General features: G+C 67.8%; 13 protein-coding genes. 1 reads left to right on the top strand and 12 read right to left on the bottom strand.

All coding sequences use genetic code 11. The annotated features are described in order from the left end of the window. Nucleotides 1–5: 5 nt before the first annotated feature. The 12 genes from QHF83_RS45440 to QHF83_RS45385 all read right to left on the bottom strand — a co-directional run bounded on the left by QHF83_RS45440 (nucleotide 6) and on the right by QHF83_RS45385 (nucleotide 11,157). Nucleotides 6–671: a hypothetical protein gene (locus tag QHF83_RS45440; RefSeq protein ID WP_282424378.1), complete on the bottom strand. Its 666-nt coding sequence runs from the start codon at nucleotides 669–671 to the stop codon at nucleotides 6–8. A 228-nt stretch (nucleotides 672–899) separates the two neighbouring features. After that, the gene (locus tag QHF83_RS45435) at nucleotides 900–1,781 is read right to left on the bottom strand and encodes an SAM-dependent methyltransferase (protein WP_348980524.1); all 882 of its coding nucleotides are present in this window, start codon (nucleotides 1,779–1,781) and stop codon (nucleotides 900–902) included. A 64-nt stretch (nucleotides 1,782–1,845) separates the two neighbouring features. Continuing rightward, entirely contained in the window at nucleotides 1,846–2,823 is a 978-nt protein-coding gene (locus QHF83_RS45430; RefSeq protein ID WP_282424376.1) for a calcium/sodium antiporter, read from the bottom strand. Further along, complete coding sequence (gene nhaA / locus QHF83_RS45425; RefSeq protein ID WP_282424375.1) at nucleotides 2,823–4,244, bottom strand: Na+/H+ antiporter NhaA; 1,422 nt, start codon at nucleotides 4,242–4,244, stop codon at nucleotides 2,823–2,825. Before nhaA ends, QHF83_RS45430 begins: the two co-directional genes overlap by 1 nt. Nucleotides 4,245–4,413: 169 nt before the next feature. Beyond that, nucleotides 4,414–4,776 carry a monovalent cation/H(+) antiporter subunit G gene (gene mnhG, locus QHF83_RS45420; RefSeq protein ID WP_282424374.1) on the bottom strand — a complete coding sequence of 121 codons (363 nt, stop codon included), beginning with the start codon at nucleotides 4,774–4,776 and terminating at the stop codon, nucleotides 4,414–4,416. Next, the gene (locus QHF83_RS45415; protein WP_282424373.1) at nucleotides 4,766–5,047 is read right to left on the bottom strand and encodes a monovalent cation/H+ antiporter complex subunit F; all 282 of its coding nucleotides are present in this window, start codon (nucleotides 5,045–5,047) and stop codon (nucleotides 4,766–4,768) included. Before QHF83_RS45415 ends, mnhG begins: the two co-directional genes overlap by 11 nt. Next, nucleotides 5,044–5,541 (bottom strand): Na+/H+ antiporter subunit E, encoded by a 498-nt coding sequence (locus QHF83_RS45410; RefSeq protein ID WP_282424372.1) that lies wholly within the window; start codon nucleotides 5,539–5,541, stop codon nucleotides 5,044–5,046. Before QHF83_RS45410 ends, QHF83_RS45415 begins: the two co-directional genes overlap by 4 nt. Beyond that, nucleotides 5,538–7,058 (bottom strand): proton-conducting transporter membrane subunit, encoded by a 1,521-nt coding sequence (locus QHF83_RS45405; RefSeq protein WP_282424371.1) that lies wholly within the window; start codon nucleotides 7,056–7,058, stop codon nucleotides 5,538–5,540. Before QHF83_RS45405 ends, QHF83_RS45410 begins: the two co-directional genes overlap by 4 nt. After that, complete coding sequence (locus QHF83_RS45400; RefSeq protein WP_282424370.1) at nucleotides 7,055–7,399, bottom strand: NADH-quinone oxidoreductase subunit K; 345 nt, start codon at nucleotides 7,397–7,399, stop codon at nucleotides 7,055–7,057. Before QHF83_RS45400 ends, QHF83_RS45405 begins: the two co-directional genes overlap by 4 nt. Beyond that, nucleotides 7,396–7,815 carry an MnhB domain-containing protein gene (locus tag QHF83_RS45395; RefSeq protein WP_282424369.1) on the bottom strand — a complete coding sequence of 140 codons (420 nt, stop codon included), beginning with the start codon at nucleotides 7,813–7,815 and terminating at the stop codon, nucleotides 7,396–7,398. The genes QHF83_RS45400 and QHF83_RS45395 overlap by 4 nt, the downstream gene beginning before the upstream one ends. Continuing rightward, nucleotides 7,812–10,070: a hydrogen gas-evolving membrane-bound hydrogenase subunit E gene (gene mbhE, locus QHF83_RS45390; protein WP_282424368.1), complete on the bottom strand. Its 2,259-nt coding sequence runs from the start codon at nucleotides 10,068–10,070 to the stop codon at nucleotides 7,812–7,814. The genes QHF83_RS45395 and mbhE overlap by 4 nt, the downstream gene beginning before the upstream one ends. A gap of 154 nt (nucleotides 10,071–10,224) precedes the next feature. Then, nucleotides 10,225–11,157 carry a universal stress protein gene (locus QHF83_RS45385; RefSeq protein WP_282424367.1) on the bottom strand — a complete coding sequence of 311 codons (933 nt, stop codon included), beginning with the start codon at nucleotides 11,155–11,157 and terminating at the stop codon, nucleotides 10,225–10,227. A 654-nt stretch (nucleotides 11,158–11,811) separates the two neighbouring features. On the opposite strand from QHF83_RS45385, the gene QHF83_RS45380 reads away from it, so the two are divergent. Continuing rightward, the coding region (locus QHF83_RS45380; protein ID WP_282424366.1) for a transposase at nucleotides 11,812–12,289 on the top strand (478 nt) is incomplete at its 3' end.

The raw sequence follows: 12,289 nt of genomic DNA, 5'->3' as shown, positions 1-12,289 counted from the left end.
GGCGCTCACGGGTCGGCGCGACGAGCGCTGATCCGGCGAACCTCGAAGAACTGCTCACCGGCGGGTGTGTTCGCGACCACGGGCAGGAGCGTGTTCCCGAAGTCGACTGGCTCCACCGGGGTGACTTGCGCGAAGACCTCGGTCGACTCATCCGGAGCGTCTCCGTACATCGACCCGGTCCGGCTACACCAGGCGCCGAAGATGTCCGGCGCTGCCCCGCCGTCGTCCAGCATCACCACGCCCCAGCGGCAACTGGCGTCGGTGGGCGACTCGAACAGGGCCGAGCGACTCCCGGCTCCGGCTCGCGCGGCCTGGGTCGAGTGCACGGCCCCGTCCGCCGCGGTGAGGGTGATGTCCGTCGCCTCGCCCTGTAGCGTCAGGTCGAGCCGGAGGCCCTCGGCTTCGAGCGAAGCGGAGCCCGACGAGAGCGAGCCGACGAACCAACGGGAATGGGTCGCGAAGGTCATGGCGCCCCCGCAGACGTAGGCCTCCACGTCGCCCCGATCCGACACGGCCAGGCCCACGACCGCGTCCGCGGTCTCCAGTCGGCCGGTGAACACGGAGATCTGGGTCGCGCCGGCCGCCTCGGAGTCATCCTCGCCGCTGCAGGCAACGAGGCACAGGGCCAGCGGGAGGAGGACCTTCCGAGGAGTTCCCAGGGCAAGGATCACGGCCGAACGTTAGCATCATCGCGCCAGCTCAGCCAGCGAAGCGGGATGCGGGCCGGTTCATCTGCGAGCTGCCGCGCACTCCTCCTGGGCCGACCCATGAACGGTCGGGCGCCCGTTCTTCGCGGCTGCCCCTGCACCAGGACATGGCCGTGAATTGAGCCGAGCCAGCGCGTGGGCGCGGTTGAGGTAGTTTCCGGCAGCGAGCACTCACGTGTCCTCGGACGGGGCTCAACGTTTCTCGGCGTAGACGAACCGTTCGATCTCCGACACGGACAAAGCACGGCCCGACGGCTCGATGTACCTCGCGAAATACTCGCTGGATCCGACCTGCTCATGCTCGGCCCAGCCGTATGCGCGGAGCAGGCCGTCCACGTTCTCGGGCGCGATGCCGAAATGCCACACGTCGTGTTTCTTCATGTCCTGGTGAATCCGCTCCGCGCCATAGAAGTTGATTCCGGCAAGGAAGTCCTCGCGGATGTACGTAAAGATCAGGCGACTGCCAGCGGCTGCCTTCGATAGAAACCCCAGGGTCTTCCGGAAGCCTTCCTCGGTCAGGTACTGGGTGACGGCCTCCCAGACGAACATGGCCCGCGCCTCGAGACGAAAGCCATTCCCTGCGAGAGCACTTCCGAGATCATCGATCTGGAAATCGACCGGGATCAACGTCACGTGCTCGGGCACCCGGCCGTAAATCTCGTGCAATCTCTCCTGCTTGTAGGTGATGTTCGCAGGCAGATCGACCTCGAAGGCTGAAACACCTGCCGGGGCGAGCAGCCGGTACGCCCGGGTGTCGAGGCCGGCGCCGAGGATCACGACCTGCGTGATTCCAGCGTCGATGGCCTCGACAACCTTGTCGTCGGCATACCGCTTCCGGCAGAGGACGCCTCCCCAGATGCCCGGGGCCTTCTTTTCCGTCGCGGTGATCCCCAGGTTGCGCATGAATGTCCACTTGCAAGCATGCACCCCGAGTCTCAGGCCGGGCGGCAAGAAACGCACGGCGAGGTCGTCCCGGATGAGCCGCTGGGCCTCGGGGTAATGCTGTTCGACGGCCGCGATCACCATCGGGCCGAACGCCGTCTGCGCTGCGGGCGGGTGCTTTTTCATGGTCATCTCTTTCGCTGGGCGCCCCGCGGAGGGGGGCGGCTCTGCATTCGATAGGATCCGGTCGTAGGTCTCAGCCTCGCACCACGGTAATGACCGTGAATGCCACGTAGAGGCCGACCGCGAGCGCGCCCTCCAGGCGCGAGACGGTCCGCTCGCTCCGGATGAACATCGCCCCGAGGCCCGTCATCACGAGCAGACCTGCGAGATCCAGCCCGAGCGTCCCTAGCGGCGCATGCACCGGGCCCGCCAGCGCCGCCGCGCCCAGGCAGAGGAACGTGTTGAAGATGTTGGAGCCCACGACATTGCCGATGGCGATGTCGGCGTGCGCGCGTCGAGCGGCGATCACCCCCGTCACGAGCTCCGGCAGCGACGTCCCCACCGCGACGATGGTGAGTCCGACGAGCCGATCGCTCATTCCGAGCGCGCGCGCGACCAAGACCGCGCCGTCGACGAAGATGTCGCCCCCGAGGAGCAGGACCACCAGGCCGACGCCGGCCGTCGCCACGGCGCGCAAAGCTCCCCCGCGCTTCGGGGCTCCGGCCTCGTCCGCGGCCCGCCCGGCGACGGTCGCGTCTTCCCGGGCCTCGGCGACCACCGAAGCGGAGCGCGCGGCGCGGATCATCCATCCCGTGTAGCCGGCCGCCACGAGGAGCAGCGCAGCCGCTTCCCAGCGGCGCACGGCGCCGTCGAGCATGAGCAGCGGGACGAGCAGCGCGCTCGCGACGAACATCGGCAGCTCACGCTGGCGAAGCGCGCCGTCCACCCGCGCCGGCCGGATGAGCACGGCGACGCCGAGGATCAGACCGATGTTCACGATGTTCGAGCCGATGACGTTCCCGAGCGCCACCTCGCCGTGCCCGTCGATCGCCGCCTGCACGCCCACGATGACCTCGGGCGCCGACGTGCCGTAAGCGACGACCGTGAGGCCGACGAGGATCTGCGGCACCCGCAAGGCGAGGGCCAGAGCCGACGCGCCGCCGACGAACCACTCCGCGCCGAAGTACAGGAGTACGCCGCCCCCGACGAGCTGAATCCACGGGCTCGTCATCAGACCTCCGTCGAGCTCTCCGCCTCGTCGGCCGTCTGCGCGGCGCCTGCCGTCCCCACCGGCGTGAGGAGGGACCGGCCGAGGCCGAGGCCGAGGATCGCCGCGCCGCCGCTCGCCGAAAGGATGCCGAGCTTCGCCGCGGCGAGGAGCGACGGGTCCACAAAGGCGAGCTGCGCGACGAACAAGGCCATCGTGAATCCCACGCCGGCGACGACGCCGAGCACCACGAGGTGCCGCACGCCGAGGCCCACGGGGAGCGTCGCGATCCGCAGGCGCAGCGTGATCCAGCAAGCGAGGAGCACGCCGACCGGCTTGCCGACGACGAGGCCCACGGCGACGGCGATGAGGACACGCCACGAGGCGGGATCGAGCGACCCACCCGACACGGTGACCCCCGCGTTGGCGAGCGCGAACAGGGGCATGATGCCGAAGGCCACCCACGGATGGAGCGTGGTGATCAGGCTCTCGGCGGGCGACGTCGCTTCACGGCGCGCGAGGTCCACGTGGCGCAAGGTCCCCGCGAGCTCGTGCGACGAGAGCTCGTGCGGCGTGGACCTCGCGAGGTGCTCGAGCTGGTTGCGAACGCCGACGATGAACCCGTCCGGCCCGAGCCACGCGCGCACCGGCGTCACGAGCCCGACGATCACACCGGCGATCGTCGGATGAACCCCCGCCGCGTAAATGCCGGCCCATGCGACGATGGCCGGCACGACATAGGCCAGCTTCGCGCGCACGCCAAAGCGCTGCATCGCGAACACGCCGCCAAACCCTGCCGCGGCGATCACGAACCCCGAGACCGAGATGCCCTTCGAGTAGAAGAGCGCGATGACGACGATGGCCCCGAGGTCGTCGATGACGGCGAGCGCGAGCAGGAGCACACGCAGCGCGGCCGGGACGCGTTTGCCGAGCAGCGTGAGGACACCGACGGCGAAGGCGATGTCGGTCGCCATGGGGACGCCCCACCCCGACCGGGTCGCGGGGGCTCCGGCGAAGCCGAGGTAGAGCGCCGCCGGAGCGAGCATCCCGCCCAGCGCAGCCGCGGCGGGGAGCGCCGCGCGCCGCCACTCGGAGAGCTCGCCGTGGTGGATCTCGCGTCGGATCTCCATCCCCACGACGAAGAAGAAGATCACCATCAGGCCGTCGTTGACGAACCACTCGAGCGTGCGCTCGAAGGTAAACGTGCCGACGCGGATCCCGAGCGGCGTGTGCCAGAGCAACGCGTAGCTCTCCGCCCAGGGAGAGTTGGCCCAGACGAGCGCGACGGCCGCGGCGACGAGGAGCAAGATGCCGCTCGCGGCCTCGATCTGGAGGAAACGCTCGAGCGGACGACTCGCGAGCCGCGTGAGCCGCAAGAGCGGCTCCCAGGCTTCGGGAGGCGACGAAGGAAGGGGGCCCTGCCCCGGTGTGTGTACAGTCGACATGCTCCATCCCTCGCCGGCAGATTCGCCGGCTGGGATGGCGGCCCGACCATCCTTGGTCCTGCAGCGACCGTCGCTGCACCCTTCCTTGCAATGAACGCGCTTCGACCATCGCACGCTTTCGCCTGCCCGTCGAGTGGGCGCGAGGGTCGTCCGAAACGGGAGAGATGCTTCAAGGCTGCGCGCCACGCTCCCCTCGATGGACGGCCCGGGTCTTCCTCACAGCCACGAAATGCGCGTACTCGTCTACACGGGCGGACGGACGCACCCCACGCCGGTAGGCGGACCGCGCGAGGATGTGCGCTCCCACCGGGGCCGTCATCCCGACGAACAACATCGCGAGCACCGCCTTCGTCACGGCAGCCTTGTCTTGCACCTCGAAGGCGAGCGCGGCGAGAAGGAACACGAGCCCCAGCGTAGCGGCCTTGGTGGGGGCGTGAATGCGAGCATAAAAGTCGCCCAAGCGAAGCACCCCCAACGAGGCCAGGAACATGAAGCAGACACCCAAAACGACGGCGACGGCCTCAATCAGCATGGGTTCTCTCCAGGTATGCGGCCAGAGACATCGTCCCCAGAAAGCCCAAGAGGAGCACCACGAGCGCCGCGTCCAGGAAGACATCGGTGTCGAATAAACTCGAGAGGAGCAGCAGCGCGCCCACGACGTTGAGCCCGAGGCAATCGAAGGCGAGCACACGGTCGAACGGTGAGGGTCCGCGGAGGATGCGCGCGAAGCAAAACGCGACGCCCACGCCGAGGACCGCGAGCGCCGGGAGCAGCACGGCGATCTTGAAAACGCCGGGGCTCATGCCGCGTCCCGGGGCTGCATCGGGCGCCCGCCGGCGCGGCGGATCATCCCTGCGAGCTGGCCGATACGCCGGCGGACGCCTTCTGGGTCGCCTCCATACAGGGCATGAACATAGATAGCGCTGCCGTCGTCCTCCGCATCGACGGTGAGCGTCCCCGGCGTGAGCGAGACGAGGTTCGCGAGCAGCGCCGTCTCGATCGGCGACAGGTCCGCGACCTCGAAACGAACGAGCGCCGGCACGAAGGCGGGTACGGGGCGGAGGATGTCGCGGGCGAGCGTGAGGTTGCTCCGCACGAGATCCGCGAGGAAAAACGCGAACAGGCGCACGATCGAGGCCGCCGTCCGCGCATACGCGTGACTCCCGCGAAGGCGCTGCACGAATGCGATCGCGACGAAGCCGATCCCGAACCCGACGATCAAGCTGCGCAGGGAGAACGTCGCCTGGATGAACATCCAGACCATGGCGAGCAGCAGGTTCAACGCGAGCGCGCTCATGGGGCCTCCGCATGGACTTCACGACGCTCGGCTGCGCGCACGGCGGCGACGTAGGGCGTGACGTCGAGGAGCTGCGTCGCCACGCGCTCGAGGTGCGAAAACATGGGCGCGGCGAAGAGCCCCATCAAAAGGGTCATCGCCGCGAGCGAAAGCGTCGCCCCGAGCATGCCGTGATGCCGGCCGCGCCCCGGGTATCGCTGGCCCTCCGGTTCGCCCCAGAAGACGGCATTCCAGATCTTCAACATGGATGCGAGCGTAAACAGGCCCACGAGCAACGAGATCCCCGTCGCGACGGGCGCGTCGGCCGCGAGGCCGCCCGCGACCAGGAACCATTTCCCCCAGAAACCGCTCAAAGGGGGCATCCCCGCGAGCGACATCGCGGCGACGAAGAATCCCGCCGCGAGCCATGGCTCCGTCCGCGCGAGCCCCCGCATGGCGTAGAGTTTTCCTGATCCGCAAATGCGCTCCGCGACTCCGCCAGCAAAGATGAGGGCCGTCTTCGCGAGCATGTTATGGAGCGTGTGGAACAGCCCCGCGGCCAGCGCGAGCGGCGTGAACAGGGCGAGCCCGAAGATCATGTAGCCGACCTGGCTCACGATGTGGAACGACAGGACCCCACGGATCGTGCTCCGGCCGAGCGCGCCGAGGACCCCGACGAGCATGGTCGTGGCCGCGATGGCGACGAGCGCCGGCTGCAGCCATCCGCCGGGCGCCGTCCCCCCGAGGAGCGGGATGGTGCGGAAGAGCGTGTACACACCCACCTTCGTGAGCAGCCCGGCGAAGAGGGCATTCACGGTGACGGGCGCCTCCGGATAGGAATCAGGCAGCCATGCGAAGACGGGAAAGAGAGCGGTCTTCACCATGAAGACGATGAGCACGAGCGCCGTCGCGCCCCAGAATACCCCCGGCAGGCCGCCGCCTCCGGCGCGCAGGGAGAGCTCCGCCATGTTGACGGTGCCAGCCGCGCCGTAGATCGCGCCCACGGCTGCGAGAAACAGCGCGCTCCCGACGAGGTTGACGATCACGTAGGGCACGCCCATTCGAACCTGCCGTGCACGCCCTCCCAGCGCGATCAGCGCAAAGGACGCGAGCAGCATAACCTCGAAGAAGACAAAGAGATTGAAGATGTCGCCCGTCACGATCGAGCCTCCCACGCCGACCAGCAGGAACTGGTGCAGCGGATAGAAGTACCGGCGCTCGCGCTCCCCACGCAGCGAGCCCCCCGCGTAGAGCAGCGTCGCATACGAGACGATCGTCACGAAAAGGAGCATCACGGCGGCCAGCGCGTCCGCCACCCACACGATCCCGACGCGTGGGCTCCAGCCGCCGAGGGGCAGAACCAGGATCGCGCCGCGCGCCGTGCGCGCGCAGAGCAGCATCGCGCTCGCGAGCAGAACGCCCCCGCTCACGAGCGCGGCCGCTTGCTGGAGCCGCGCTCGGCCCGTTAGCGGGAGCAGGAGCGCCGCCGTGATCAGCGGCAATCCGACCGGGATCAAGACGAGGAGCGAATCCATCATGTCTCGTCGTCCCCCTCGACGTCATCGCGCCCCGAGGCGTCGTGGTGCCGCGTCGAAAGGGCCAAAAGGAACGCGGCCATCCCGAGGCCGATCACGATGGCCGTGAGGATGAAGGCCTGCGCCAGGGGATCGGCGAACGGGCCCCGGCTCGCCCCCTCGCCCTCGACGAGGAGCGGCGGCGCCGCGCGCGCGGGCAGCCCCGCGGACGTGAGGACGAACAGATTGATGCCGTTCGACAGAAGCAAGAAGCCGATCGCCATGCGTTGCAAATTGCGGGAGAGGAGCAGGTAGAGCCCGCACGCGAAGAGGACGCCGGAAAGGGCCGCAGCGAGGCCGATCATCGCGGGTTTTCCCCTCCGGCGAACGCGGCGAGCGTCGTGATCGTCGAGCCGACCACCACCAGAAACACGCCGACGTCGAAGAGGAGCGTCGTGGACAGGTGGATCGTGGCCGGGCCGGACCCGACATCGAAATGAGAATGCGTGAGGAACGGGCCGCCGGCGGCGACGGCGACGAGACCGGTCCCCGCGGCGACGAGGAGCCCGAGCCAGACGGAGCCGAGGACGCGTGGCCTCCGCGCCCGCTCGGACGGGGCGACGTTCGCGAGCGCGTGGAGCACCACGGCGGCCGAGGTGACGAGCCCCGCGACGAACCCACCGCCCGGCGCATCGTGGCCACGGAGGAGCAAGTAGATGGCGAAGAGGACGGCCACCGGGAGCACACCCCTCGCGACCTGGCGTAGGAGAAACGAATTCATGCCCCCTCCCTTCGGGCGCGCCCCACGCGGAGGGCCACGACCCCGATCGCGGCAATGGCGAGCACGGTGATCTCTCCGAGCGTGTCGGCGCCGCGGAAATCGACTAGAATGACATTCACCACGTTGCGCCCCTTCGCCTCTGGCAACGAGAGCGCGAGTTGCTCCACGCCTGCTGGACGAGCGGCCGGATGAATGCCCGAAGCCCAGGCGAGGGCCGCTACTCCGAGCCCGAGCGCAGCCGCGAAAAGGCCGTGCATGGCTCGCTGCCCGCGCGATCGCTCGTCGGCGCCGAGGCGCGGAAGCCGCTGAAAGACGAGCAGGAGGAGCAGCAGCGAGATCGTCTCGACCAGGATCTGCGTGAGCACGAGGTCCGGCGCCCGGAAGAGGACGTAAAAGACCGCCAACCCATATCCAGCCGCGGCCATCAGGACGACCTTGGAGACGCGGTCCTGCATGAGCACCGCGAGCACGGCGCCCGCGGCGACGATCGCGGCGGGCAGCGACGCGGCGGCGAGGTCGACGGACCAGGCCTCTGCGCCGGGGAGCGGCGGGGGCGAGCCTCCGCGCATGGCGGCCGCGGCGGCCGCGGCAGCGAACACGAGCATGACGACAAGATACCGCGGATGCCCGCCCGCCTGGGCCGCGTGACTGAACCAGTTCGATGCGCCCAGCACGGTGGAGGCGAGGCGATCGAAGGCGATTTGCGTCTCCGGTTGGGACGGCACTTCCGCATATCGTCTCCACAAGAGATACCCCCCGACTCCGAGCGCGAGGGTAGAGACGCTGAGCAGGAAGATGCGATCGATATGGTGCCACACGGCGATCCATGCGGGCCAATGGGTCCCCGGCTCGAGCACGGAGCCGATGAACCACCCCGGGGCGATGCCCCCAATCACATGGGGCAAGAGGAAAACCGCCGGCACGACGAGCAGCCATCGTGAGAGCGCAGCCCTCGGATAGCCGCGCGAATCGGGCGGCACCTTCGGCCCCCAGAACGTGCTCACGCAGAGCTTGAGCGCATAGACGACCGCCATCGCGCCCCCCACGACGGCCGCAGCGACAGCGGCGACGACGCCAGGGAATCGGGCGTGGAGGAGCGCTTCGAGGAACACCTCCTTGCTCATGAAGCCGAGCAGAAACGGGAAGCCCCCCATCGTGATCGCACCGATCCCGATGAGCACACCGGCGACCGGCTCGCGCTGAAACCAGCGCTCCTCTTTCAGGATCGAGAGATCACGCGTCCCCGAGACCTTCTCCATCCACCCGACGAGGAGAAACAACGCCGATTTGTAAAGCGCGTGGTTCGTGATGGAGAGCAACTCCCCGCGCACGATCCCTCCCTGGACCTCGGCCGGAGGGTATACGCCATAAAGCGCCGTGAGGACGCCCAGGTTCGCGACGGTGCTGTGGGCGAGGAGCTTCTTCAGATCCCACGCGCGCACGGCGTCCCATCCGCCGACGAGAAACGTCGTGAGCCCCACGGTGAGCAGGAGGGGCTGGAACGCGGGCGACGCGCCGAAGATCGGCGATAACCGGCCGATCAAGAAGATGCCCGCCTTCACCATGGTAGCGGAGTGGAGATAGGCGCTCACCGGCGCGGGCGCGGCCATCGCGCCCGGGAGCCAGAAATGGAACGGGACCTGAGCCGATTTGGCGAAGGCGCCGCCGAGCATGAGGAGGAGCGCGACATCCCGCGTGGGACTCGCCAGGATACGCTCTGCGCGCGCGGGCATGCTGGAGAGGTCGTAGGTCCCCGCGATCTGCCCGAGCACGAGCGTGCCTGCGAGCAGGGAGAGCCCCCCAGCGCCCGTCACTATGAACGCGCGAATGGCCCCCGCCCTCGCCTCCGGGATCTGGCCGCCCATTCCGATGAGGAGGAAGGATGCGAGGGTGGTGAGCTCCCAGAAAACGAAGAGCAAGAGCAGCGAATCCGAAAGGACGAGCCCGAGCATGGCGCCCATGAACGCGAGCAACGCGGCCCAGAACCGCGGCGTGGCCTTTTTCCCGAGATAGGCGCGGCTATACTGGACGATGCCGAGGCCCACGCCCGCGATGAGCAGGACGAAAAATGCGCCGAGGTGATCCAGGCGGAGATTCGCCGTCATTCCCGCGGATGGGAACCAGGGGATCGTGACGATGTTCGTCTCCCCTGTAGCGGCCGCCGGCCAGCGTGGGATGGCGAGCACGAGCACGAGCGCCGGGGGAAAAAAGGCGATCCGTCCCGCCCAGCGGGCCGAGAGGAAGAGTGTGGCCATAGCGCCCACGAAGGGAGTGGCGATGATGGCGATGAGTATCGTCTGCACACTGCGCTCCCCCGTCGCCGCTCCGACGCCACGTTCGAACCCCGGGTTCGCGAAGAGACCGGTCCGAAGTCCGCGGGCGAACGGCCCCTTAGGAAGAAACGTGCCGTCAACGCGGCGGAGGGTGGCGGACGAGCTTGCTCAGCAGCCCTGCCGGCCGTACGCGCGCGGCTGCGTAATCGGGCGGCACGCAGACGACGACGCCGGGCACAGCGGCTCGAAACAGGCTGTGCCACAGCCACCTCGGCCACAAGTGGCCTCGCGGCAGGTCCCGGGGGACCACGACGAGATCGATGGCCTCTCGCTGCGCGAGATCTTCGAGCACGCTCGCGTCCTGAACGCTGGTCTTTGTGACGCTTACCCCCAGCCGGCGGAGTTCGTCCCGGAATGTTTCGACCTCGTGGAGGGGAGGCTCGCAGCGGGACGGACGCAGGCTACGATAAGGGTGCGCCGATGTCTCCGCGCTGGCGTCCGAAACGCCTCCCAGACGCGAGACATACGCCAGCCATGCTTCGCAGGGGCCGCCGGATCGGAGCTCGGCGATCCAACGCAGGGCGGCCAGCGAGCCCGGGCAGCACCCCAGCGCGATGAGGACGCGCAGCGGGGAATGCTCTCGGGCCCATCGGAGCAGTCCATCCGCACGGTGGACGAGCATGACCGGAATGGGCGCGGCGCGGGCGATCCTCACGGCGGCCCAGGGGGAAGGGCGCTTGCGCACGACCCCCGGATGGGGCGAAAGCACGATCAAGCGCGCGCGATGATGCATGGCAACCCTGGGCAGCTCCGCGTGCCATGGCCCCGCGGCGAGCTCGGGCTCGATCTGGATGCCGAGCTGCCGCAGGTCATCCGCCTCGCCGCGCAGATGCCTGCCGGCCGGCTCGTAGAGGGTGTCGTATTCTTCGGCGAGGGCGAGCTCGGCGCCGAGCTCATCGACGACGTGGACGAGGTGCAACTCGTCGCCGAGCAGCAACGAGAGTGCTGCGGCAGCCTGGTTTGCCTGCTCGTTCTCGGGCGCCAGCGTAGTACCGCAAATGATTGACACAGCACCGTGTGCTGCAATCCTCGTGCCCTGAGGACGGGCGCGAAGTAGCTTGACGCGACGATCAGCCGCTCTACGTCGCGAGCCCGTGTGCGCGATACCCTTCAAGAGCGCCCTCCATCTGGTCGGCATGGGGGGTCGTCACCTCCTCGCCCGACAACGCTGGTCATAGTGCCCCGCAGATACCGCGGGATACCGGTGGTGTGGTGCCACGGGTGGATCGCCGGGGCACTATGTCCAGCGTAGTGCGGGACGATGCGCTCAGAACACCACGTTCGGAATTCGATGACGACCTGAATAAGCCTTCGCATCTTGCCTATCGACTCAAGGTGCTCAATTCATACGTTTTCGGACGAAGGACACGGTGGTCCGCCCCCAGCGTGATGCACATACGACCGTCGCATCAGCCGCAACTTCGGCAGATCCACTCCACCATTGAGCAGGTCTGGTCGAAAATTTAGTAGGATAGGTTGAATCATTGAGCAGGTCCGGTCGAACGACTACCACTACTGCGGGACCTTCATCCACCTCTGCGCGGGCTCGAGCGGGTCCTGGGTGGGGTTGTGTCGTTTGTTTCTTACTTTGTCCTCCAAATCTTGCGCCCGGTTTGCCCAGGTACTTGAAAGGTTTGTCCGCGGACCGCATGATGCGCTCCGCATGTCGTACGGAACGGACTTCTCGACGAGCCATCGTGCCAGGGAGTTTTTCCAGGGCATCATCGGCACACATCTGCGGCGGCCCGAGCAGCGCGAGTCGTTCGCGACCTACGCGTTCGGGATCCTTGGGGATGGCGAGAGGAAGAGCGTCGAGCCCATTGCTGCCCGAGCGTTCAGCGACCCCGAGGACGTGCAGCGTTGCCACGATCGGCTTCTCTACTTCACCCGGGATTCGCCCTGGAGCGATCGCGACGTCCGACGCGCCGCTGCGCGCTACGCCGTTGACGCCATGCTGAAACACGACCCGGTGACCGTCTGGATTATTGATGATACGGGATTTTTGAAGCAGGAAAAAAACTCCGTCGGCGTGAAGAGACAATATACGGGCTCCGCCGGCAAGATCACGAATTGCCAGATAGGGGTGAGTCTTTGCGTGTCGAACAGGAAGGAGCAGGTGCCCATCGATTTCGAGCTCTACC

It is taken from the genome of Polyangium sp. 15x6, assembly GCF_029960785.1.
GTDB lineage: Bacteria > Myxococcota_A > Polyangia > Polyangiales > Polyangiaceae > Polyangium.
The sequence above is the reverse complement of the archived record's forward strand: the minus strand, read 5'-3'. Positions and strand labels throughout refer to the sequence as shown.